General features: G+C 62.0%; 23 protein-coding genes, 1 other RNA gene and 1 pseudogene. 13 read left to right on the forward strand and 12 right to left on the reverse strand.

Annotation, left to right across the window (positions count from 1 at the left end; all coding sequences use genetic code 11):
* Positions 1-2: 2 nt before the first annotated feature.
* From ACF8K2_RS05850 to ACF8K2_RS05865, 4 genes are all read left to right on the forward strand, one after another.
* Positions 3-212: a TIGR02449 family protein gene (locus ACF8K2_RS05850; RefSeq protein ID WP_186555839.1), complete on the forward strand. Its 210-nt coding sequence runs from the start codon at positions 3-5 to the stop codon at positions 210-212.
* The gene (locus tag ACF8K2_RS05855; protein ID WP_186555838.1) at positions 209-526 is read left to right on the forward strand and encodes a cell division protein ZapA; all 318 of its coding nucleotides are present in this window, start codon (positions 209-211) and stop codon (positions 524-526) included. The genes ACF8K2_RS05850 and ACF8K2_RS05855 overlap by 4 nt, the downstream gene beginning before the upstream one ends.
* Positions 527-543: 17 nt before the next feature.
* A non-coding RNA gene (gene ssrS / locus ACF8K2_RS05860) (6S RNA) lies at positions 544-723 on the forward strand.
* Positions 724-803: 80 nt separating this feature from the next.
* Positions 804-1412 (forward strand): 5-formyltetrahydrofolate cyclo-ligase, encoded by a 609-nt coding sequence (locus ACF8K2_RS05865; RefSeq protein WP_392463868.1) that lies wholly within the window; start codon positions 804-806, stop codon positions 1410-1412.
* 19 nt (positions 1413-1431) lie between these two features.
* Here ACF8K2_RS05865 and ACF8K2_RS05870 read toward each other — a convergent pair whose 3' ends face one another.
* Entirely contained in the window at positions 1432-1581 is a 150-nt protein-coding gene (locus ACF8K2_RS05870; RefSeq protein ID WP_186555836.1) for a hypothetical protein, read from the reverse strand.
* A 175-nt stretch (positions 1582-1756) separates the two neighbouring features.
* Here ACF8K2_RS05870 and ACF8K2_RS05875 point away from each other — a divergent pair, with 175 nt between their 5' ends.
* Positions 1757-2209 (forward strand): EVE domain-containing protein, encoded by a 453-nt coding sequence (locus ACF8K2_RS05875; protein WP_392463869.1) that lies wholly within the window; start codon positions 1757-1759, stop codon positions 2207-2209.
* Between the two features lie 66 nt (positions 2210-2275).
* Here the strand turns inward: ACF8K2_RS05875 and ACF8K2_RS05880 are convergent, their stop codons facing one another.
* A complete protein-coding gene (locus ACF8K2_RS05880) occupies positions 2276-2680 on the reverse strand; it encodes a flagellar basal body-associated protein FliL (protein WP_392463870.1) in 405 nt (134 codons plus the stop codon).
* 157 nt (positions 2681-2837) lie between these two features.
* Between ACF8K2_RS05880 and ACF8K2_RS05885 the strand changes: the two genes are divergently transcribed.
* Positions 2838-3815, forward strand: coding sequence for an NADPH:quinone oxidoreductase family protein (locus ACF8K2_RS05885; RefSeq protein ID WP_392463871.1), 978 nt, complete (start codon positions 2838-2840; stop codon positions 3813-3815).
* A 95-nt stretch (positions 3816-3910) separates the two neighbouring features.
* Here the strand turns inward: ACF8K2_RS05885 and ACF8K2_RS05890 are convergent, their stop codons facing one another.
* From ACF8K2_RS05890 to trxA, 5 genes are all read right to left on the reverse strand, one after another.
* On the reverse strand, positions 3911-4561 hold the full coding sequence (locus tag ACF8K2_RS05890; protein WP_186555832.1) for a gamma-glutamylcyclotransferase: 651 nt from the start codon (positions 4559-4561) through the stop codon (positions 3911-3913).
* 255 nt (positions 4562-4816) lie between these two features.
* Entirely contained in the window at positions 4817-5785 is a 969-nt protein-coding gene (locus ACF8K2_RS05895; RefSeq protein ID WP_392463872.1) for a CDP-6-deoxy-delta-3,4-glucoseen reductase, read from the reverse strand.
* Positions 5785-7251, reverse strand: coding sequence for a 4-hydroxy-3-polyprenylbenzoate decarboxylase (gene ubiD, locus ACF8K2_RS05900; protein WP_186555830.1), 1467 nt, complete (start codon positions 7249-7251; stop codon positions 5785-5787). Before ubiD ends, ACF8K2_RS05895 begins: the two co-directional genes overlap by 1 nt.
* A 164-nt stretch (positions 7252-7415) precedes the next feature.
* Positions 7416-8675, reverse strand: a complete 1260-nt coding sequence (gene rho / locus ACF8K2_RS05905; protein WP_119146917.1) for a transcription termination factor Rho — start codon at positions 8673-8675, stop codon at positions 7416-7418.
* A gap of 228 nt (positions 8676-8903) precedes the next feature.
* Entirely contained in the window at positions 8904-9233 is a 330-nt protein-coding gene (gene trxA, locus ACF8K2_RS05910) for a thioredoxin TrxA (RefSeq protein WP_186555829.1), read from the reverse strand.
* A gap of 243 nt (positions 9234-9476) precedes the next feature.
* On the opposite strand from trxA, the gene ppx reads away from it, so the two are divergent.
* Positions 9477-10979: an exopolyphosphatase gene (gene ppx / locus ACF8K2_RS05915; RefSeq protein ID WP_186555828.1), complete on the forward strand. Its 1503-nt coding sequence runs from the start codon at positions 9477-9479 to the stop codon at positions 10977-10979.
* Here ppx and ppk1 read toward each other — a convergent pair.
* Both ppk1 and hemB read right to left on the reverse strand, forming a co-directional pair.
* Positions 10966-13221 (reverse strand): polyphosphate kinase 1, encoded by a 2256-nt coding sequence (ppk1, locus tag ACF8K2_RS05920; RefSeq protein ID WP_392463873.1) that lies wholly within the window; start codon positions 13219-13221, stop codon positions 10966-10968. The two genes, ppx and ppk1, sit on opposite strands and share 14 nt — an antisense overlap.
* Positions 13222-13240: 19 nt before the next feature.
* The gene (hemB, locus tag ACF8K2_RS05925) at positions 13241-14251 is read right to left on the reverse strand and encodes a porphobilinogen synthase (RefSeq protein ID WP_392463875.1); all 1011 of its coding nucleotides are present in this window, start codon (positions 14249-14251) and stop codon (positions 13241-13243) included.
* Between the two features lie 207 nt (positions 14252-14458).
* On the opposite strand from hemB, the gene ACF8K2_RS05930 reads away from it, so the two are divergent.
* Complete coding sequence (locus ACF8K2_RS05930) at positions 14459-15103, forward strand: DedA family protein (RefSeq protein ID WP_186555825.1); 645 nt, start codon at positions 14459-14461, stop codon at positions 15101-15103.
* A gap of 501 nt (positions 15104-15604) precedes the next feature.
* Here the strand turns inward: ACF8K2_RS05930 and ACF8K2_RS05935 are convergent.
* Positions 15605-16231, reverse strand: a pseudogene (locus ACF8K2_RS05935) (sterol desaturase family protein); the annotation flags it as partial.
* Positions 16232-16344: 113 nt separating this feature from the next.
* Between ACF8K2_RS05935 and elbB the strand changes: the two are divergent.
* Complete coding sequence (elbB, locus tag ACF8K2_RS05940) at positions 16345-17013, forward strand: isoprenoid biosynthesis glyoxalase ElbB (RefSeq protein WP_186555824.1); 669 nt, start codon at positions 16345-16347, stop codon at positions 17011-17013.
* A gap of 193 nt (positions 17014-17206) precedes the next feature.
* Here the strand turns inward: elbB and ACF8K2_RS05945 are convergent, their stop codons facing one another.
* Together ACF8K2_RS05945 and ACF8K2_RS05950 are read right to left on the reverse strand one after the other, a co-directional pair.
* The gene (locus ACF8K2_RS05945) at positions 17207-17659 is read right to left on the reverse strand and encodes a YaiI/YqxD family protein (protein ID WP_186555823.1); all 453 of its coding nucleotides are present in this window, start codon (positions 17657-17659) and stop codon (positions 17207-17209) included.
* 134 nt (positions 17660-17793) lie between these two features.
* Positions 17794-19692, reverse strand: coding sequence for an FTR1 family protein (locus ACF8K2_RS05950; RefSeq protein WP_392463877.1), 1899 nt, complete (start codon positions 19690-19692; stop codon positions 17794-17796).
* Positions 19693-19953: 261 nt separating this feature from the next.
* Between ACF8K2_RS05950 and ACF8K2_RS05955 the strand changes: the two genes are divergently transcribed.
* The 4 genes from ACF8K2_RS05955 to ACF8K2_RS05970 are packed head-to-tail and all read left to right on the forward strand — an operon-like array spanning position 19954 to position 23082.
* On the forward strand, positions 19954-21345 hold the full coding sequence (locus ACF8K2_RS05955; RefSeq protein ID WP_264236842.1) for a COG3014 family protein: 1392 nt from the start codon (positions 19954-19956) through the stop codon (positions 21343-21345).
* A gap of 15 nt (positions 21346-21360) precedes the next feature.
* A complete protein-coding gene (locus tag ACF8K2_RS05960) occupies positions 21361-21726 on the forward strand; it encodes a YcfL family protein (protein WP_392463879.1) in 366 nt (121 codons plus the stop codon).
* Between the two features lie 21 nt (positions 21727-21747).
* Complete coding sequence (lpoB, locus tag ACF8K2_RS05965; RefSeq protein WP_392463880.1) at positions 21748-22335, forward strand: penicillin-binding protein activator LpoB; 588 nt, start codon at positions 21748-21750, stop codon at positions 22333-22335.
* Positions 22336-22338: 3 nt separating this feature from the next.
* A complete protein-coding gene (locus tag ACF8K2_RS05970) occupies positions 22339-23082 on the forward strand; it encodes a penicillin-binding protein activator LpoB (protein WP_392463882.1) in 744 nt (247 codons plus the stop codon).
* Positions 23083-23110 lie beyond the last annotated feature (28 nt).

Consider the following 23110-nt stretch of genomic DNA (forward strand, 5'->3'; position numbering starts at 1 on the left):
CCATGCAAGACAACGACCTGCAAGCGCTGATGAGCCGATTTGAGTTGCTGATCGAGCGCGTCGAGCAACTTAAACGGCAAAATGCACTCCTAGTAGCTCAGGAAAAATCCTGGCGCGAAGAGCGCGCCCACCTCATCGACAAGAACGAGATCGCAAGGCGCAAGGTCGAATCGATGATCTTGCGGCTCAAGGCCCTGGAGCAAGACTCATGAGTTCAAGCAATAGCGTCACCGTCCAGATCCTCGATAAGGAATACTCGATCATCTGTCCGCCCGAGGAGCGCAACAACCTGGTCAGCGCGGCACGCTACCTGGACGGCAAGATGCGTGAGATCCGCAGCAGCGGCAAGGTGATCGGCGCTGATCGCATCGCGGTCATGGCAGCGCTGAACATCACCCACGAAATGCTGCACCGTCAGGACACTCCGGATGTGGTCAGCGGCGGCACTACCCGTGAGCAGGTGCGTGACCTGCTGGAGCGGGTCGACAATGCATTGGCCGACGACACGGGTACCAAAAACGGCTGAGGTTGGTATACTGGCGCCACTCCCTGGGGGATGCGCCAGTCGGTTATGTCCCTGAGCCGATACGCACAACCACGGGGGTTGCACGCTGGGGCCGGTGTGCATGTCCGCCCGACGGAAAGCCTTAACGCCCCCTGCAATCTCCACCTTGAACTTTCGGGTTCAAGGGCTACACCGATAGCGGTCTTATCGGGGAGCCTGAATGCTTCATTGCCCGCCTCCTCGGCGGGCAATTGGTTTGGCCGCCACGGCGGCCGACACCTCTGGGAACGCCCGTGCCATGACCGACACCGCGCCGCTCACCCGCCCTCAACTCCGCCGCCTGCTGCGCAATGCCCGCCGCGCCCTTACCCCGGCCCAGCAACGCCAGGCGACCCTCGGCCTGTACCGCCAGCTTGCGCAGCACCCGCTGTTTCGCCGGGCCAAGCACATTGCCCTGTACCTTCCCAACGATGGCGAGATCGACCCACGCCTGCTGCTGCGCGAAGCCCAACGCCGGGGCAAGCGCACCTATTTGCCAGTGCTGCATGCCTGGCCAGCGACGCGCATGGTGTTTCAGCGATTCGAGCATGGGGAAAAACTACGGCCCAATCGCTTCCGGATTCCGGAACCTGTAGTCGAGCGCAAGCGGCAACGGCCAATCTGGGCGCTGGACTTGATCCTGCTGCCGTTGGTGGGCTTCGATGAAGTAGGTGGGCGACTGGGTATGGGTGGTGGCTTCTATGACCGCAGCCTGGCCTACCAGGCACGTCGCAAGCACTGGAAGAAACCGCTACTGCTGGGGCTGGCCCATGAGTGTCAGAAAGTAGAGCGACTGGCCCAGGCCAGTTGGGATGTACCGCTGCAAGGAACGGTCTCAGACCGTGGCTGGTACCTGGCACGCAACTAAAGGCGCGCCAGGCCGAGGCTTAGCGTTGTTGCGGGGCAGACTCGACGGGCGTCTGGTAGGCGATGTCCATCTTGCGCTCCCAGAAACTCTGCGCATAACCGGTGGTGACAACCCCCAGGCCGAAAATGAAGGCCAAGACCCAAAGCAGGTCCGGTTTGCGTTTGTTCATCGATTGCCCCCCTAGGCAAACTGTTCTGGCTCGCTAGCTTTTTCGGTGCTGGCGGAGCATGTCGCTTAAAATCGGCGCATTTTCCGACAACGTGCGTCGACACGCAAACGTTGACGCCAACCGGCTGTCGGTTTCATGCAACAGGTTATTTCAAACTTTGTCAGGAGCAGCATCCATGGCCTATTGGCTGATGAAATCCGAGCCCGACGAGCTCTCCATCGAAGCCTTGGCCCGCCTGGGCGAGGCGCGCTGGGACGGCGTGCGCAACTATCAGGCGCGCAATTTCCTGAGGGAAATGAGCGTAGGCGACGCGTTCTTCTTCTACCACTCCAGCTGCCCGCAACCAGGCATCGCCGGTATCGCCAAGATCACTGCGGCGGCCTACCCGGACCCGACTGCGCTCGACCCTGAAAGCCCCTATCACGACGCCAAGGCGACTGCCGAGAAAAACCCGTGGAGCGCGGTAGATGTAGCGCATGTGCAGACGTTCAAGCAGGTGCTGGGGTTAGGCCTGCTCAAGCAACAGACTGCACTTGAGGAGCTACCGCTGGTGCACAAAGGCACGCGACTGTCGGTAATGCCGGTTACCCCAGAGCAGTGGGCGGCGATCATGGCCCTGGCTAGGTGACGTGACGCGCTGGCTGACCCAGCTTTTTCGCAGGCTGGCCGGCGAGAAGGCTGGGTCGATATCAAATCACTGCACAATCAAGTTATTGAACAGCAGATCCTCGACAATCGGCTTGCCTTCTTCGGCTTCCATCACCTGCTGCACCTGCTTCAGGGCTTCCTGACGCAGCCTCTCCTTGGCCTCGACGTTGCTCATGTTATCCACAGCCTGCTGGGTGAACAGCGCCACCAGCTGGTTACGGATCAGCGGCTCGTGGTGCTTGACCGCAGTGGCGGCGGCGTCACCGGTCACTCGCAGGGCCACGTCAGCCTTGTACACGCGCAGCTTGGGGCTACCATCGAGTGCGTAGTTGCCGACAAAGGGCGGGCTCAGGCTGATGTAGGAAACCTTCGGCTCCCCTTCCTTGGCTGCCTCGGCCATGGCCGTCGCTGGCAGCAGCAGCGCCAGTACCATCAAGATCCACGCTTTCACGAATTCGCTCCTCAATACAGTTGGCGCCAGCTTACCCAGCACTTCGTTCAAACCCAAGCCCGGGCTTATGCCAGCCCATCAGGCCGGGCCATGCTCATTGACCCGGCAACTGGCCCTCTTACACTTATCGGCCACCACACGCAAAGGAATAGCCCCGATGAAAGCTGTGTTGTGCAAAACCCTTGGCCCGGCGCGCGATCTGGTGCTGGAAGAGGCGGCCAGCCCTACGCCCAAGATCAACGAGATCCTGCTCGACGTGCACGCCGCCGGGGTCAACTTCCCCGATACCCTGATCATCGAAGGCAAATACCAGTTCCAGCCGCCACTGCCATTCTCGCCAGGTGGCGAGGCCGCGGGGGTGGTTGCCGCCGTGGGCGCGAAAGCGGGTGCCTTCAAGGTCGGCGACCGGGTCATGGCCCTGACCGGCTGGGGCGCCTTTGCCGAGCAGGTGGCGGTGCCCTTCTATAACGTGCTGCCAGTGCCGCCGAGCATGGACTTCACCACCGCTGCGGCGTTTGGCATGACCTACGGCACCTCGATGCACGCCCTGCGCCAACGCGCCAACCTGCAGCCAGGGGAGACCTTGCTGGTACTTGGTGCTTCGGGGGGTGTAGGGCTTGCCGCAGTGGAGATTGGCAAGGCCATGGGCGCCAAGGTGATCGCCGCCGCCAGTAGCGAAGAGAAACTGCAGGTGGCCAGGGCTGCCGGCGCCGATGAGGTGATCGACTACAGCAAGGCTAGCCTGAAGGATGAAATCAAGCGCCTGACGGGCGGCAAGGGCGTGGAGGTTATCTACGATCCGGTTGGCGGTGAGTTGTTTGACCAGGCAGTACGCGGCCTGGCCTGGAATGGCAGGTTGCTGGTGGTGGGTTTTGCCAGTGGGACGATTCCGCAATTGCCGGTGAACCTGGCGCTGCTCAAGGGTGCCTCGGTGGTCGGGGTGTTCTGGGGATCGTTTGCCCAGCGCCAGCCTGAGGATAATGCAGCCAACTTCCGTCAGTTGTTTGCCTGGCATGCCGAAGGCAAGGTAAAGCCACTGGTGTCGCAGACTTATCCACTGGCGGAGGCCGGGGCGGCAATCGAGCGACTGGCGCAGCGCCAGGCTGTGGGTAAGTTGGTGGTGCTGGCCAGGTAAGGTTTGGCCAGGAGGTAGGCTAGAGCGACTCTATCGCGGGGCAAGCCCGCTCCCACGCCATCTCGCGGTAGAGACCTGACAAATGGCGAACAAGATCAGACCTCACGCAAGTTGTGGCAACGCCTGAACCGCGCCTCAAGATTACGATCGGGCATCTGGTGACTGCGCAGTGCATTGAGGGTCTGCTCGACGTAATCACGGGTACTGCCATAACGCCCTTTGGCGCTGGCCAGAATCTGGCTGAGCAAGCCATCCGGCAGATCACCGGCATAGCACGGCAGATGCCGCTCCAGAACAAACCCTAGCGCCTGAACCTTGCTGCCATCATTCAAGCGGCAAGTCAGCCAATGCGGCCGATACGCAGGGTATGGCATCTCGCGCTGCCACAAGGCCATGAGCGACTCATCCAGGTTGCTCTCCTCCAGGCGATAGGCAAAGCCACTGCATGAGCCGCCGCGATCGAGCCCGAACACCAGCCCTGGGCACTCCGGCGTGCCGCGGTGCTCATGCGACCACAGGTACAGCCCGCGATGATAGCCATGCACCCGCGCCCGCTGGCGTTCGACCGAATGACATTCTGGGCGCCAGATCAGTGAGCCATAGGCAAACAGCCACACCGGCCCACCGTGATGGCGCGCCATGGTCGACTGCATCGAATTGAACAGTTGCTCGCGAGTCAGTTGCTGACCGAAGTCGAGCGACGGCGGATAGGGTACCTGCCAAGATAGACTTTCAATTGCCGACATAAGCTGCCGCCATTATTCCCCGAGAACTCACGAAGAACGCCACTGTAACTCAGTGACGCTCCACTGGACTTACCGTACGGCAGAAAGTATCCATCGCACAAGCCCCCATGCACACCTGAGCCGCCGAACTACGGGCCCTGCAAGCGATTGCACGGTATTGTTTCGAGTATAGTGAAAGTTATTGGCTGCGGCGGTAACAATTTACCGCCTTATAATCATCGCCGGACACTTTGGTTATTAGCGTCGACTAACTATTCAGTTGCGAGGGGCATAGGCGAACACATCGGCACGCATGCGGTGCGCATCCATGCCGGCCTCAACCAACGCATCGAGCGTGGCATAGACCATATTTGGCGAACCACTGGCATACACGTGCACATCGTTGAGTTCGGCGATATCTTCGCAAACTGCCTCATGCAGCATGCCGCAACGCCCTTCCCAGCCACACAGGTCACTGACGACCTTGTGCAGGAACAGGTTGGGCAGGCGCTGCCACTCATCCCAGTGCTGGATCTGGTAGAAGTCTTCCGGACGACGCACGCCCCAATACAAGTGCACCGGATGCTTGAAGCCATTGGCCCGGCAATGCTCGACCAGGCTGTGCATCTGGCCCATGCCGGTGCCGGCGGCGATCAGCACCAGTGGCCCATCGGGCAACTCGGCCAAATGTGCATCGCCAAACGGCAGCTGGATACGCGCAATACCATCGCGCTGCAATTGCTCGATCAGCGCCACGGCACTGGCTTCGCGCGCCAGCACGTGCAGCTCCAGATCGCGCCCGCCGTGCGGCGCGGAGGCTAGCGAGAAGGCTGCCTTGTCGGCGCCGTCGCGCTCGATCATCAGGTACTGGCCGGCGTGATAACGCGGCGGCTTGCCGGCCGGAGCGCGCAGGCGCACGCGCCAGACGTCGCCACCCACCTCGACGCACTCGCTCACCGTGCAGGCCAAGGTTCGTACCGGCAGTTCGCCCAAGGCAAGTACACCGTCCCAGAGCAAGATACAGTCCTCCAGCGGCTCGGCGATGCAGGTGAACAGTTCGCCGTGATCACGCACTTCACCGTCCTGGCGCACCCGCCCTTCCACCAGCAACGCAGCGCAGACGTGGCAATTGCCGTTGCGGCAGCTGCTCGGACAGTCGTAACCCAGGCGCCGGGCGCCATCGAGAATCCTTTCACCGGGTTCAAGCGCCAGTACCGCCCCGGACGGCTGCAACGTTACCTGCATCAATCTATTCCCAACTGATCCCACAGCTCATCGATACGGCGGGTGACGGCATCGTCCTTGACGATGACTCGGCCCCATTCGCGTGTAGTCTCGCCCGGCCACTTGTGCGTTGCATCCAGGCCCATCTTCGACCCCAGCCCCGATACCGGCGACGCGAAGTCCAGGTAGTCGATTGGCGTGTTGTCGATCATCACCGTATCACGCTTGGGGTCCATGCGCGTGGTGATGGCCCAGATTACGTCGTTCCAGTCGCGGGCGTTGACGTCGTCGTCGGTAACGATAACGAACTTGGTGTACATGAACTGTCGTAGGAACGACCAGACACCCAACATTACCCGCTTGGCATGGCCTGGGTACTGCTTCTTGATGGTCACTACCGCCATGCGGTACGAGCAGCCTTCGGGGGGCAGGTAGAAGTCGATGATCTCCGGGAACTGCTTCTGCAGGATCGGCACAAACACTTCGTTCAGCGCAACACCAAGGATCGCCGGCTCATCCGGTGGACGGCCGGTGTAGGTGCTGTGATAGATCGGATTACGCCGATGGGTGATGCGTTCGATGGTGAACACCGGGAAGCTGTCCACCTCGTTGTAGTAACCGGTGTGGTCGCCGTATGGGCCTTCGGGGGCCATCTCGCCTGGGTGGATCACCCCTTCCAGGATGATTTCCGCAGTGGCCGGCACCTGCAGGTCACTGCCACGGCACTTGACCAGCTCGGTACGGTTGCCGCGCAGCAGGCCGGCGAAGGCGTATTCGGAAAGGGTGTCAGGCACCGGGGTCACAGCGCCAAGAATGGTCGCCGGGTCCGCGCCCAGGGCTACCGCCACCGGGAATGGCTGGCCAGGATGCTTTTCGCACCACTCGCGATAATCCAAAGCGCCGCCACGGTGGCTCAGCCAACGCATGATGACCTTGTTCCGGCCGATCACCTGCTGGCGATAGATGCCCAGGTTCTGGCGTTCTTTGTTCGGCCCGCGGGTGACGGTCAGGCCCCAGGTGATCAGCGGCGCCACATCGCCCGGCCAGCAGTGCTGGATCGGCAACTGGCTGAGGTCGACGTCTTCGCCCTCGACCACGATTTCCTGGCACACCGCGTCTTTGATGACCTTGGGCGCCATCGACACGACTTTCTTGAAGATCGGCAGTTTCGACCAGGCGTCCTTGAGCCCCTTGGGCGGCTCGGGCTCCTTGAGGAAGGCCAGCAGCTTGCCGATTTCACGCAGCTCGTCGACCGATTCGGCGCCCATGCCCATGGCCACCCGCTCCGGGGTGCCAAACAGGTTGCCGAGCACTGGAATGTCGAAGCCGGTAGGCTTTTCGAACAGCAACGCCGGGCCCTTGGCACGCAAGGTGCGATCGCAGACTTCGGTCATTTCCAGGACGGGTGAAATCGGAACCTGGATGCGCTTGAGTTCGCCGCGCTGTTCCAAGCCACGGATAAAGTCGCGCAAATCGCGATACTGCATGCGTGAGCCTCGTGTTGGCCGTATCGGTCGGGGTGCAGAGTGTAGCGCTGATCAAGCCGTTTTAGGATGCAAAAATGACTTGGGGCCGCTGCGCGACCCTTCGCGGGCTTATCCGCGAAGGACTGCGCAGCAGCCCCAAATCATCAGCCTGTGAAACGAATCGCTTACTTGCGCTTCATCGACAGGAAGAACTCATCGTTGGTCTTGGTCTGCTTGAGCTTGTCAGTCAAGAACTCGATGGCGGCGATCTCATCCATCGGGTGCAGCAGCTTGCGCAGAATCCACATGCGCTGCAGCTCGTCGTCAGCGGTCAGCAGCTCTTCGCGACGGGTACCCGACTTGTTGATGTTGATGGCCGGGAACACACGCTTCTCGGCGATGCGGCGATCCAGCGGCAGCTCCATGTTGCCGGTACCTTTGAACTCTTCGTAGATCACTTCGTCCATCTTCGAGCCGGTTTCAACCAGCGCGGTGGCGATAATGGTCAGCGAACCGCCTTCCTCGATGTTACGCGCAGCACCGAAGAAGCGTTTTGGCTTCTCCAGGGCGTGAGCATCGACACCACCGGTGAGGACCTTGCCGGAGCTTGGGATCACGGTGTTGTAGGCACGCGCCAGACGGGTGATCGAGTCGAGCAGGATGACCACGTCTTTCTTGTGCTCGACCAGGCGCTTGGCCTTCTCGATGACCATCTCGGCAACCTGCACGTGGCGGGTCGGCGGCTCGTCGAAGGTGGAAGCGACCACTTCGCCGCGCACGGTGCGCTGCATTTCGGTCACTTCTTCCGGGCGCTCGTCGATCAACAGCACGATCAGGTGGCACTCGGGGTTGTTACGGGTGATGTTGGCCGCGATGTTCTGCAGCATGATGGTCTTGCCCGCTTTTGGCGGGGCGACGATCAGGCCGCGCTGGCCTTTGCCGATCGGGGCGCAGAGATCGATGACGCGGCCGGTCAAGTCTTCGGTGGAACCGTTACCGGCTTCCATCTTCAGGCGCTTGTTGGGGAACAGCGGCGTCAAGTTCTCGAACAGGATCTTGTTCTTGGCGTTTTCCGGACGGTCGAAGTTGATCGTGTCGACCTTGAGCAGCGCGAAGTAACGCTCCCCTTCCTTCGGCGGGCGGATCTTGCCGACGATGGTGTCGCCGGTACGCAGGTTGAAACGGCGGATCTGGCTAGGCGAGACGTAGATGTCGTCTGGGCCGGCCAAGTAGGACGCATCAGCCGAACGCAGGAAACCGAAGCCATCCTGGAGAATCTCCAGCACGCCGTCACCCGAGATCTCTTCGCCGCTTTTCGCGTGTTTCTTCAACAGGGCGAAAATCACGTCCTGCTTGCGCGAACGGGCCATGTTTTCGATGCCCATCTGTTCGGCCATTTCCAGCAGATCGGTAATCGGCTTTTGCTTGAGTTCAGTCAGGTTCATAAGGGGAGTGACGTAATCATGTAAGAAGGGAGGATTAAGCTTCTGGCTTAATGAAGCCGCGCCGCAAGATTGGCGACAGGATCGCGTACTGATTCGAATTAGGGATGCGTCGGCGACGGCGTGCAGAGGGCACTGAAGAAGCAGTGCGAGGCCGAATGTAACACTTGCTTTTTTCGGCGTCTAGTGCTCGAAAAAAGAAAAGCCCCGCATTTGCGGGGCTTTTTCACATCAGATGTTTGCGTCGAGGAACGCAGCCAGCTGAGATTTGGACAGCGCGCCGACCTTGGTCGCCTCGACGTTGCCGTTCTTGAACAGCATCAGCGTCGGGATGCCACGCACGCCGTGCTTGGCCGGGGTTTCCTGGTTGTCGTCGATGTTCAGCTTGGCGACAGTCAGTTTGCCTTGGTAGGTCGAAGCAATGTCGTCCAGGACTGGAGCGATCATCTTGCACGGGCCGCACCATTCAGCCCAGTAGTCGACCAGCACCGGGCCTTCTGCCTTCAGGACTTCAGCCTCGAAGGTGGCGTCGGTGACATGTTTGATCAGGTCGCTGCTCATGGATATCTCCAGGTTCGTAAGCAAAAAACGTGGCCCATCATAGCCGCACCGGCCGCCTACAGGAAGTCACGCTCGATTGAGTGTAACTATAGTTGTGCAAGACGCCACGAATCGAAACTGTCATATCAGTGTCATAAGATTCGTTGCCCCTTTGCTTTGCATCAAGCCTTGCCTTGCCGCGCGTTGGCGTCAGCCCGCGATCGTGGCACGATTGCCGGGTTATCGACCGAGAATCTCGAAATCATGCCGCAGAACTCCGCGAAGAACCTGTCCTTGATCGCCGCCATCGACCTTGGCTCCAACAGTTTCCATATGGTCGTGGCCAAGGCCCACCATACGGAAATCCGCATTCTTGAGCGCCTTGGAGAAAAAGTTCAGCTGGCTGCGGGCATCGACGAAGAGCGTCGCCTGAGCGAAGAAGCCATGCAGCGTGGCCTCGAATGCCTCAAGCGCTTCGCCCAACTGATCAACGGCATGCCCGATGGCGCAGTGCGCATCGTCGGCACCAACGCCCTGCGCGAAGCGCGCAACCGCAACGAATTCATCCAGCGCGCCGAGGCCATTCTCGGCCACCCGGTAGAGGTCATCTCTGGCCGTGAAGAAGCGCGCCTGATCTACCTGGGTGTGTCGCACACCCTGGCCGACACCCCTGGCAAACGCCTGGTCGCCGACATCGGCGGCGGCAGCACCGAGTTCATCATCGGCCAGCGCTTCGAACCGCTGCTGCGCGAGAGCCTGCAGATGGGCTGCGTGAGCTTCACCCAGCGCTATTTCCGCGACGGCAAGATCACCCCGGCGCGCTACGCCCAGGCCTACACTGCCGCGCGCCTGGAGCTGATGAGCATCGAAAACGCCCTGCACCGCCTGACCTGGGATGAAGCCATCGGCTCCTCGGGCACCATCCGCGCCATCGGTGCGGCGATCAAGGCCGGTGGCTTGGGCAATGGCGAGGTCAATGCCGAAGGGCTGGCCTGGGTCAAACGCAAGCTGTTCAAGCTGGGCGAAACCGACAAGATCGATTTCGAAGGGGTCAAGCCGGACCGACGCACCATCTTCCCCGCAGGCCTGGCGATTCTCGAGGCGATCTTCGATGCCCTTGAGCTGCAGCGCATGGATCACTGCGACGGCGCCCTGCGTGAAGGCGTGCTGTTCGACCTGCTCGGCCGCCACCATCATGAAGACGTGCGCGAGCGCACCCTCAATTCGCTGATGGAGCGCTATCACGTCGATCAGGGCCAAGCGGCCAGGGTCGAGCGCAAGGCGCTGCACGCGTTCGATCAGGTCGCCAAGGACTGGAAACTGGAAGAGGGCAACTGGCGCGACCTGCTCGGCTGGGCGGCGAAAGTGCACGAAGTGGGGCTGGATATTGCCCACTATCACTACCACAAGCACGGCGCCTACCTGATCGAGCACTCCGACCTGTCCGGTTTCTCCCGCGAAGACCAGCAGATGCTGGCCCTGCTGGTGCGCGGCCACCGCCGCAACATCCCCAAGGACAAGTTCGCCGAGTTCGGCGACGAAGGCATCCAGCTGATCCGCCTGTGCGTACTGCTGCGCTTTGCCATCCTGTTCCACCACATCCGCGGCACCCAACAGATGCCCAAGGTGGTGCTCAAGGCCGGTGCGAACAGCCTTGAAGTGGTCTTCCCAGAGGGTTGGTTGGAGCAGAACCAGCTGACCCAGGCCGACTTCGCCAACGAGGCGGAGTGGCTGGCCCGGGTCGGCTTCGTCCTCAGCGTACGTTGAGGACCGGGTTGCTCAGGCGCTCCAGCAGGGTCGCCTGGGCACTGCGCGGGTTCTGGTTGCCGGTCGGCGTGCTGCGCACGTAACGGCCGTCGGACTGCAAGGTCCAGGCCTGGGTGTTGTCGGTCAGGTAGCTTTCCAGCTCCTTCTTCACCCGCAGCAGCAACTTCTTGCCTTCAACCGGGAAACAAGTCTCGACCCGCTTATCCAGGTTGCGCTCCATCCAGTCGGCACTGGACAGGAAGATCTGCTCTTCGCCGCCATTGAGGAAGTAGAACACCCGCGTGTGCTCCAGGAAGCGGCCGATGATCGAGCGCACCTGGATATTGTGCGAAACCCCCGGAATACCTGGGCGCAAACAGCACATGCCACGCACTACCAGATCGATGCGCACGCCCGATTGGCTGGCCTTGTACAGCGCGCGGATGATCTTCGCGTCGGTCAACGAGTTGAACTTGGCGATGATGTGCGCAGGCTTGCCCTCGAGCGCGAACTGGGTCTCGCGGGCAATCATGTCGAGCATGCCCTTCTTCAGGGTGAACGGCGCGTGCAGCAGCTTCTTCATGCGCAGGGTCTTGCCCATGCCGATCAGCTGGCTGAACAACTTGCCGACGTCTTCGCACAGCGCGTCATCCGAGGTCAGCAGGCTGTAGTCGGTGTACAGACGGGCGTTACCGGCGTGGTAGTTGCCGGTACCCAAGTGGGCGTAGCGAACGATCTCACCCTGCTCACGACGCAGGATCAGCATCATCTTGGCGTGGGTCTTGAAGCCGACCACACCATAGATCACCACCGCACCCGCGGCTTGCAGACGGCTGGCCATCTGCAAGTTGGACTCTTCGTCGAAGCGCGCCCGCAACTCGATCACCGCCGTGACCTCCTTGCCGTTACGCGCCGCGTCCACCAGGGCGTCGACGATTTCCGAGTTGGCGCCGCTACGGTACAAGGTCTGGCGCACGGCAAGTACGTGCGGGTCCTTGGCGGCCTGGCGCAGCAGGTCGACCACCGGCGTGAACGACTCGAACGGGTGCATCAGCAGGATGTCCTGCTTGCTCACCACGCTGAAGATGTTCTCGGCGTTCTGCAGCAACTTGGGGATCGCCGGGGTGAACGGCATGTATTGCAGCTCTGGATGGCTATCCAGGCCGGTAATGCTGAACAACCGGGTGAGGTTGACCGGGCCGTTGACCTGGTACAGCTCGCTCTCGCTCAGGCTGAACTGCTTGAGCAAGTAGTCCGACAAATGCTTGGGGCAGGTATCGGCCACTTCCAGGCGCACCGCATCGCCGTAGCGGCGCGAGAACAGCTCGCCACGCAGCGCCCGGGCCAGGTCATCGACCTCTTCGGAGTCCAGCGCGAGGTCGGCGTTACGGGTCAGCCGGAACTGATAGCAGCCCTTGACCTTCATGCCCTGGAACAGGTCATCGGCGTGGGCGTGGATCATCGACGACAGGAATACGAAGTTGTCGCCGCTGCCGCCGACCTCTTCCGGCACGCGAATGACGCGCGGCAGCAAGCGCGGCGCCGGGATGATCGCCAAGCCCGAGTCGCGACCGAAGGCATCGACCCCTTCGAGCTCGACGATGAAGTTCAGGCTCTTGTTCACCAACAGCGGGAACGGGTGGGTCGGGTCGAGGCCGATCGGGGTGATGATCGGCGCGATCTCGTCGCGGAAGAAGCGCCGTACCCAGGTCTTGAGCTTCGGCGTCCAGTGGCGGCGACGGATGAAGCGGATCTGGTGTTTTTCCAGCTCCGGCAGCAGTACGTCGTTGAGGATCGCGTATTGGCGATCCACCTCGAAGTGCACCAGCTCACTGATTCGCGCCAGCGCCTGGTGCGGCTGCAAGCCGTCGGCGCCGGCCTGTTCACGGGCAAAATTGATCTGTTTCTTCAGGCCCGCAACGCGGATCTCGAAGAACTCGTCGAGGTTGCTGGAGAAGATCAGCAGGAACTTCAGGCGCTCCAGCAGCGGGTAGGACTCATCCAGCGCCTGCTCCAGCACGCGGATGTTGAACTGCAGCTGCGAGAGCTCACGATGAATGTACAGGCTGCTGTCGTCCAGGCTCGGCACGTGAATCGCCGGCGCCGGCGTGGGAGCCGGGGCTGGCGCTTCGACCGGCTGCTCAGCGACCTGCTCGGCCACAGGCTCGGCAGCAGCGGGCAAGTCCGGTGGCGTCTGGGTCAGCTCCTGCGGCAGCGCCTGGGCATCCTTGATCTCGACAGGGGTAAGCACTTCGTTATTCATCTGACGTTCCTGGAGGGCGTTACTGCCCTCTCAACAATTGAGCGGCGCGAACGGCGAAATAGGTGAGGATGCCATCGGCGCCAGCGCGTTTGAAAGCGGTGAGCGATTCGAGGATCACCGCTTCGCTGAGCCAGCCATTCTGGATGGCCGCCATGTGCATGGCGTACTCGCCGCTGACCTGATAGGCAAAAGTCGGCACTTTGAATTCGGCTTTGACCCGGTGGACGATGTCCAGGTACGGCATGCCCGGCTTGACCATGACCATGTCGGCGCCTTCGGCGAGGTCGGTGGCCACTTCGTGCAGGGCCTCGTTGCTGTTGGCCGGGTCCATCTGGTAGGAGGCCTTGTTGGCCTTGCCCAGGTTCAGCGCCGAGCCGACCGCATCGCGGAACGGGCCATAATAGGCGCTGGCGTACTTGGCCGAGTAGGCCATGATGCGCACGTTGACGTGACCAGCCACTTCCAGGGCTTCACGGATCGCCCCCAGGCGGCCGTCCATCATGTCCGACGGGGCAACCACTTGGGCGCCAGCTTCGGCATGCGACAAGGCCTGGCGTACCAGTGCGTCGACAGTGATGTCGTTCTGCACGTAGCCCTCTTCATCGAGGATACCGTCCTGGCCGTGGGTGGTGAACGGGTCGAGGGCGACGTCGGTGATCACCCCCAGCTCCGGGAACTGCGCACGCAGGGCGCGGGTAGCGCGCTGGGCAATGCCCTCCGGGTTCCAGGCTTCGGCGCCATCGAGGGACTTTTTCTCGACCGGCGTCACCGGGAACAGTGCCAGTGCCGGAATCCCCAACTCTACCCAGCCTTGCGCGGCTTCCAGCAGCAGGTCGATGGACAGGCGCTCGACGCCTGGCATGGACGGCACTTGTTCACGGCGATTTTCCCCATCCAGCACAAACACCGGCAGGATCAGGTCATCGACGGTCAGGGTATTTTCGCGAACCAGGCGACGGGAAAAATCATCCCGGCGGTTGCGACGCAGACGGGTGGCAGGAAACATACGGTTGGCGGGGGTAAAGCTCACGGCAGACTCCTGAGCCCACGCAGGCGGGCAGCGCGACAGTTATAAGCGGCCATTATGACGCCTGTGTTACACCCAAGGGCAACCCTGCGACTTGTGGCCGCAGGCATTCTCCTCGTCGGAATTGTTCACGTCGAGACACATTTGGACACTTTCATGAATGCGCGCGAAGGGGTAGGCTGCGCGTTCATTTCGCCAGCACCCCAGAAAATGCTTCAACAATTCCTGCAGGATTTCGGCTACTTCGCCCTTTTTCTCGGCACATTTTTTGAAGGTGAGACCATCCTGGTGCTCGCGGGATTCCTTGCGTTCCGTGGATACATGGACATCAACCTGGTGGTGCTGGTGGCGTTCTGCGGCAGCTATGCCGGAGACCAGCTGTGGTACTTCATGGGCCGCCGACATGGCCGCGCGATCCTGGCACGCAAGCCGCGCTGGCAAGCGATGGGCGACCGGGCGCTGGACCATATTCGCCGCCATCCGGATATCTGGGTGCTGAGCTTTCGTTTCGTCTACGGCCTGCGCACGGTGATGCCGGTGGCAATCGGCCTGTCGGGCTATCCGCCCAGGCGCTACCTGCTGCTCAACGGCATTGGCGCAGCGGTGTGGGCCTTGGCTCTGGGCGCGGCCGCCTACCACTTCGGCGCCATCCTCGAAGGCCTGTTGGGCAATGTGAAAAAGTACGAGCTATGGGTGCTCGGCGGCCTGCTGGTGCTGGGCCTGCTGCTCTGGCTGCGTCGGCGTTTCCGTACCCTGCGCGCAGAGCGCAAGGCGGCGGCAGCAGACCAGGCCGCCGAGGCTGAGCAGGCTGTAGCCCAGCAGCAAAAACCACGCGAGGGGCGTGACGGTCACTAAACCGAGTGCGCCGGCCAGGTACAGCGCCGGCCCATTGGCAAGCAGCCGCGCCAGCTCCAGGCGCGCGCCCCAAGGCCGATTCTCCAGGGCCACGCCCAGCACGAACAAACCGAACGCCATCACTGTCCAGCCCAGTGCCAGGGCGGTGCTGCTGACCTGCTCGGCAACCTCCATCAGGTAACTGCCCAATGCCACGTAGACCACGAACTGCGCGGCGACATACACCTGCTGCGCCTGGCCCAAGGGAATCTCGAATTTGCGAAAGCTGGCCAGGTCCTGCTTGGCCTGTGGATAAGCCTGCGCGACATCGGCCGGACGCCAGCCGGTGGGCATGAACCAGATGCGCAGCTTGTCCCACACATTGCGCGTGCGCCGGGCATCGTTCCACAACTGGGCATAGGACTGCAGGTTGGCCCACAGTGGATTCCAACTGGCCAGCGGCGTGGTCACGCCAAAGATCACCGGCTCACGCCGGTCTTCTTCCTGGAAGGTGCCGAACAAGCGGTCCCAGAGAATGAACACGCCGCCATAGTTGCAATCCAAGTACTGTGGATTCTGCGCATGGTGAACGCGATGGTTGGACGGCGTGATCAACACCCATTCGAGCCAGCCCAGCTTGGGAATGTGCCGGGTGTGCACCCAGAACTGGTACAGCAGGTTCAGCGACGCCACGGTGATGAATACCAGCGGCGGCACGCCGAGCAACGCCAGGGGCAGGTAGAAGATCCACGAGAAGATAAAGCCGCTGCTGGTCTGGCGCAGGGCGGTGGTCAGGTTGTACTCCTCGCTCTGGTGATGCACCGAGTGCGCAGCCCACAGCACATTGCGCTCGTGGCCCAGGCGGTGCAGCCAGTAATAGCAGAAGTCGTACAGCACAAACGCCAGCAGCCAGACCCACCAGGCCTGCCCAGGCAAACGCAGCAACGCCAGGTGCTCCCAGGCCAGTGCGTAAGTCACCAGCCCAACTCCCTTGGTCAACAGCCCGGTGCTGGTCGACAGCACCCCGGTGCTGAGGCTGTTGATCGAGTCGGCCAGACGATAGTTACGCTGACCGCGCACAAAGTCGGCGATCAGCTCCACCGCGATCAGCACGAAGAAAAACGGCACGGCCAGCAGAATCAGGTCCATGGGCAGCGATCTCAGGCGTTACCCAGACAGATTAGCCCCGCCCCACAGCAACCCCTATGGCCACATCTGCCAAACTAGAGGACATTTAGCGCCTCGACACTGGAGTAATGAGCATGACAAAAAAAGTTGCGGTGATTCTTTCCGGTTGCGGCGTCTATGACGGCGCTGAGATCCACGAAAGCGTGATCACCCTGCTGCGCCTCGACCAGCGCGGTGCCCAGGTACAGTGCTTTGCGCCGAACATCGCGCAGATGCACGTGATCGATCACCTGACCGGCGAACAGATGCCCGAGACACGCAACGTGTTGGTGGAGTCGGCGCGCATCGCCCGTGGTGAGGTCAAGGATATCCGCGAAGCCGATGTCAAAGACTTCGATGCGCTGATCGTGCCGGGTGGCTTTGGTGCCGCGAAGAACCTCTCCAACTTTGCCGTAGAAGGTGACAAATGCACCGTGCAGCCAGATGTCCTGGCCCTGGCTGAAGCCTTTGCCGAGGCCGGCAAGCCGGTCGGGCTGATCTGCATCTCGCCTGCCTTGGCGGCGAAGATATACGGGCCAGGCGTGGTCTGCACCATTGGTAACGATGCCGGCACCAGCGCGGCGGTGGTGAAGATGGGCGGCACCCATGAAGAGTGCGACGTGCACGACATCGTCGAAGATACCCAGCGCAAGCTGGTAACTACGCCGGCCTATATGCTGGCCAAATCGATCAGTGAAGCGGCGGGTGGCATCTACAAGCTGGTGGACCGGGTGCTGGAGCTGACTCACGAAGGTGACAATTAAGCAGCCGAGTGCGCGTGGGGGCGAGGAGGCTATCGCGGGGCAAGCCCGCTCCCACGCAAGCCTGCATACAAGCCCGAATGCAAGCCCCACCCCCACGCAAGCCTGCATACAAGCCCGAATGCAAGCCCACCCCCACGCATTGCCGCGGCCACGCAATGCAGCTCCCGCGCAACGCGCTGCACGATGCGGGTGGCTAGGCTTTGGACAAACGGGTCAGGATGCGGTCGAGGGAATTGGCGAATTCCTGCTTCTCGCGCTCGCCATACGGCGCCTGGCCACCGCTGACCTGGCCCTGCTCGCGCAGCTCGGTAAACAGGTTTCGCACAGCCAACCGGTCGCCCATGTTGCGCTCATCGAACTCGCGGCCACGCGGGTCGAGTGCGGCCACGCCTTTCTTGATCAGGCGGTCGGCCAGGGGAATATCACTGCAAATCACCAGCTCACCCGGCACGGCGTTTTCGACCAGGTAATCGTCGGCTGCATCCGGGCCGCTGGGGACCACGATCAGCCGGACACAGGCGAACGCCGGCTTGATCTGCGCCTGGCCGGCGACCATCACCACCTCCAGCTTGCGCTTGAGGGCGAATTTGACGATCAGCTCCTTGGCCTGCTTGGGGCAGGCGTCGGCATCGATCCATATACGCATTGCGGGTGTTCCATTGCTTCAGACAAGGCATTCATAGTGCCAGATCCGCGGGACCAGCGCGCTCCTACAGGCCCAGTGAGCCCCCTGTAGGAGCGGGCTTGCCCGCGATGAGGCCGGCGCAGACTCAGTAGCCCTCAGCTGGCTGCAGCACGGCGCTTTTCCGCCAAGCGCGAGCGCCCATACAGAATCACGATCGCCGTCAACGCCACCACCTGCGCCGCCAGCGAATACGCATCGGCATGAATCCCCAGCCAATCGAACTCGAAGAACGCTACCGGCCGCGTGCCCAGCACCCCAGCCTCTTGCAGCGCCTTGACGCCATGCCCGGCAAACACCACCGACAACGCACACAGCAGCGCCGCATTGATGCTGAAGAACAGCGCCAGCGGCAGCTTGGCCGACCCACGCAGAATCACCCAGGCCAATCCCACCAGCAGCACCAGCGCCGTGGCGCCACCAGCCAACACCGCGTTATGCCCAGCGGGCCCCGACTGCAGCCACAAGGTCTCGTAGAACAAGATCACTTCGAACAGCTCGCGGTACACCGAGAAGAACGCCAGCATGGCAAAGCCAAAGCGCCCGCCACCGCTGAGCAGGCTGCTCTTGATGTAGTCCTGCCAGGCCGCGGCGTGGCGGCGGTCGTGCATCCACACGCCCAGCCACAACACCATGACGCTGGCGAACAGCGCAGTGCAGCCTTCGAGCAGCTCGCGCTGGGCTCCACCGACATCGATCACATAGGCCGCCAAGGCCCAGGTGGCAAAGCCTGCGACCAGCGCCAGGCCCCAGCCGACGTTGACGCTGCGCACTGCCGATTGCTGGCCGGTATTGCGCAAGAAGGCCAGGATTGCCGCCAGTACCAGAATCGCCTCAAGGCCTTCACGCAGCAGGATCAGCAGACCGGAGATATAGCTCAGCGACCAGCTCAGGCCATCGCTGCCGAGCAGCTTGGCGGCCTCGGCCAACTGGGTTTTGGCCTCGGCTAAGCGTTGCTCGGCCTGCTCGACGGGCAAGCCATCCTGCAGCGACTGCCGATAGCCCATCAGGGCCTTTTCGGTGTCCTTGCGTACTTGGCTATCGATGTTGTCCAGAGAGCTTTCGACCAGCTCGAAGCCTTCCAGGTAAGCGGCCACCGACAGGTCGTAGGCCTGGTCGTGATCGCCTTCGCGATAGGCCGCCAGGCTCTTGTCCAACGTGCTGGCGGTGTACTCGAGCAATTGCGCCGGGCCGCGTTTGACCTGCGGCGGCTGGGCGCGCTGGGCGCGAAACGCCGGCAGTGCTGCAGCGCCTTCACTGGCGGCGACTTCCGCTGGGGTCTGGCGCGCCAGGTCGGCGAGATTCCAGGTCTGGTCGCCCTTGGCCGCCTGCGGCTCGGCGGTGAAGCTGGCGACATAGGCAGCCACATCCCAACGCTGGCGCTCATCGAGCTGATCGGCAAACGACGGCATCTCGGTGCCTTCGATGCCAAGGCCCAGGGTGTTGTAGAGATCGAACAAGCTCAGCTGATCCAAGCGCTCGGCATTGCGCAGGTTGGCCGGCGGCGGCTCCAGGCCCACGCCGGCCGGGCCATCGCCCGCTCCGCTGTCGCCATGGCAGATCGAGCAGTTCTGCGCATACAACGCAGCACCACGAGTAGGGTCTGGGGTGATTACCGGGGCCTGGCTGACCTCATAGGCCACTGCCAGGCGAGCACCTAGCTGACGCGCCTGGCGAGCCACGCTGGCACCGTCCTGGCGCTGGTCGATGGCCTGGCGCAGCGTCTGCACGCCTTGCTCCAGGGCTGCACGCTCGGCCTGCGCGGGCAGGCCTTTGACCAGGTCCGCCAGCAGTGCGCTGAACTCCTGTTGCTCGCGGTATTCACCGTCGTCCAGCACCTTGCCGTCATGCACGGTCGGTGGGTAGTCGGCGCCGATGTAGTCGAGCAGGTGCAAGGCCTTGGTTGCCTCGGTGGGCGATTCGGCCAGCGCCAGGGTGCTGCACAGCGCCAGCACCGGCCACAGCAGCCAGGCGAGCAAACGGGGGCGGGAAGTCATGACCAGTCTCGGGGAATACGAAAGAGAACATTGTTCACTTCCAATTGCCACTGCTCAAGGTTTGCTGGCGGATTTCATGAAAAATCTTGTAACAGTTGCGGCGGCCTTCCGGCCTCGAAGACCTACAAAAAAATTGAGAATCATTTAGCCACTGTATCGCCACCCTGCACGTATAATGCCGCGCCTTCGCTAGTAGCCATTCACAATCATTCGGCCACTAGCGTCCGTCGCCGTCCATCTACTCAGGGAATCAGAACACCGATGGTCACCCGCGCCCTAACCGTTGTGGTAATTCTTGCCGCCTTGCAATTGACCGGCTGCGCCGTGTTTCGCAGCTACGACAGCGAGCTTCAGGAAACCAACCAGCAATTGACTGCTGGCAACGTCGACGCCGCCTTGGAGCTGCTGGAAAGCAACAACAAAGGCGAAAGCAAAGACCTGCTCTACTACTTCGAAAAAGGTGAGCTGCTGCGCTCCAAGGGCGACCTGCAAGGTAGCCAACAAGCCTGGCGCGCCGCCGATGGCGTGGTGTTGGGCTGGGAGGAGTCAGTCAAGCTCGACACCGAGAAGTACCTGAGCCAATTCGGCAGCTTCCTGGTCAACGACAAGGTTCGCCGCTACGAAGGCTATGACTACGAGAAGGTCATGCTGACCACGCAAATGGCCCTCAACCTGCTGGCCATGAACGATTTCGACGGTGCCCGCACCGAGATCAAGAAGACCCACGAACGCGAAGCGGTGATCGCCGAGCTACGTGACCGGCAATACCTCAAGCGCGAGGAGCAGGCCGAACAGCAAGGGGTGAAGACCGAGCTCAAGGACCTGCACGGCTACCCGGTGGCCAGCCTCGACGCACCCGAGGTGGTCAGTCTGAAAAACAGCTACCAAAGCGCCTTCAGCCATTATTTGGCCGGCTTCGTCTATGAAGCCCTCGGCGAGAAAGGCCTGGCAGCACCGGGTTACCGCAAGGCCGCCGAGCTGCGGCCAAACACGCCGTTGCTGGAGCAAGCCCTGCTCGACCTGGACAAGAACGGCGCCAGCAGCGCTGAAAGCGATGTGCTGATCGTGGTGCAAAGCGGTCTGGCCCCCGCGCGTGGCTCGATCAATATCCCGCTGCCGCTGGTGATCAAGGACAACCTGGTGATCACTCCGCTGTCGTTCCCAGTGGTCAAGGAGGACACCTCCACCACCTACTTCAGCCAAATCACCCTCAACGACCAGGCCGTGCCACTGACCGCCCTCAACAGCACCAGCGCGATGTCGCGCCGGGCCTTGCGCGACGACATGCCGGGGATCATCCTGCGCACCAGCGTGCGCGCCGCCAGCCGGGTGGTCGCACAAAAGGAATTGAACGAAACCAACCCCCTGGCCGGCCTGATCGTGGGCATCCTCTCGGCGGTGACCGAGAGCGCCGACACTCGCACCTGGCGCACCCTGCCCAATGAAACCCAAGTGGCGCGGGTTCGCCTGGCGCCGGGCGAGCATCGTTTGAACTTGCCAGCGGGCCTCGGCGCCAGCCAGGTCATGGTCAAGATCGACCGCCCCTACCAGGTGGTCAGCCTGCGCGTGCTTGGCCGCCAGGTGTTTGCCAGCGGCCCCGCCGCACACGTTGTCCCCCTGGCCCAGCCGCAGGCGCTCGCCAGCCTCAAGTAACCTCAAGGATCGAACATGCGCTTTACCTGTATCGCCCTGCTCGCCGCCGCGCTGCTCGCCGGCTGCACATCGACTCCCGACCCCAACAGCGCCGCCAGCAAGGTGGTGACCATGGGCCAGCTCGATGATTTCGACCTCGGCCCGATGCGCGTCGCCCGCGAAAACGGCTTCCTCACCGTCAAGGTCGGCGTCAACAACACCAGCCGCAGCAACCAGACCCTGTACTACCGCTTCGCCTGGTTGGGCGACGACGGCTTCCCGGTGGCCGACGCGGAAAGCTGGAAGACCCTCACCCTGTATGGCAAGCAGGCCAGCGTACTACCAGCCATCGCCCCGCTTCCCCAGGCGACGGACTTTCGCCTCGAAGTCCACACCCGGTAATTTTTCTCAGGAGCAGTTTTGATGTTTGCACGTATTACCCTCGCCGCCCTCGCCATCGCCCTGGTCAGCGGCTGCAGTACTCCGTCGCCCGTCCTCGGTGGCAAGAACATCAGCTACGGCGACAGCAAGGCCGTGGAACTGATCACCAACGAATTCGGCTCCACCGACTTGCAGATGATCGCCGAGAGCATGACCCGTTCGCTGGCCCAGTCCGGCGTGCTGCATGGCCGCCCGGTGGTGCAGGTGTATGACGTGAAGAACAAGACCAGCGAGTACATCGATACTCGCGAGATCACCACCACGATCAAGACCCAGCTGCTGAAAACCGGCGTGGCGCGCTTCGCCAGCGACAACACCGACATGCAAAGCCAGGTCGATCAGCTCAAGCTGCAAAACCAGAGCGGTCTGTACAAGAAAAACACCGTGGCCAAGACCGGCAACATGATCGCCGCCAAGTACCGTCTGGAAGGCTCGATCAGCTCGATCGTCAAGCGCAGCAGCGACTACAAGGACGTGTTCTACAAGTTCAGCCTGCAACTGGTCGACGTCGAAAGCGGCCTGGCTGAATGGATGGACGAAAAAGAAATCCGCAAGACCACGGAGCGCTAAGCGATGCGTACATGGATGGCAGTCATCGGCCTGGCTTGCGCGGTTTGCGCGCAAGCGGCCCCCAAGGTCGCGGTCACCGACCTCGCCTACCAGGCGCAGGTGGAGGAGTACATCCACAGCGTCAACGCTCACAACAGCGGCCAGTCGAGCCCGTACAACGCTAGTCACTCGTCGAGCTACAGCGAGTACCAAAGCAACAAGAGCTACATCGAACAGAGCGAGCTGCGTAGCTTTGGTGGCGACATCAAGGGCGAGATTCTCAAGGGCGGGATGCTCCAGCTGGTCCAGGGCAAGCCCTACACGGCCTCGTCCAGCGAAGACGTGTACGACGTGATCGAGCGCATCAAGAACGGCGCGTTCCCCGGCGCCGACTATGTGCTGTTCGGCACCTTGTCGGATATCGACTTCCAGCGTGACGTCACTGCGCTGGACCATACCGACAGCTACTCGGCGGTGCTTGGTTTGAGCGTGGTGGCTGATTTCAGCCTGATCAACACCAGCACCTATGAGATCACGTCGGCGTTCACCGCCATGGGTGAGGGGCAGGACACCAAGCTGGTGAAAAGCCAGGATGCGCGCGTGACCCTCAACCGCCCACGGGTGGTGCGTGAGGTGTCCAAGGCGCTGGGGATGGACGTGGCGCAACAGCTGGCTGAGCAGCTAGGGGCTGAAGTACCTGGGCAGCCAGAGCGGCCGGTGGGTCAAAGCCATTTGCCGGCGGATGAGCCGGCGCGGATTTTGCGCTGACTTGAGATTGCCGGGGCCGCTGTGCGGC

It is taken from the genome of Pseudomonas sp. xss_2, assembly GCF_043104195.1.
In the GTDB taxonomy this organism is placed as follows: Bacteria; Pseudomonadota; Gammaproteobacteria; order Pseudomonadales; family Pseudomonadaceae; genus Aquipseudomonas; species Aquipseudomonas urmiensis.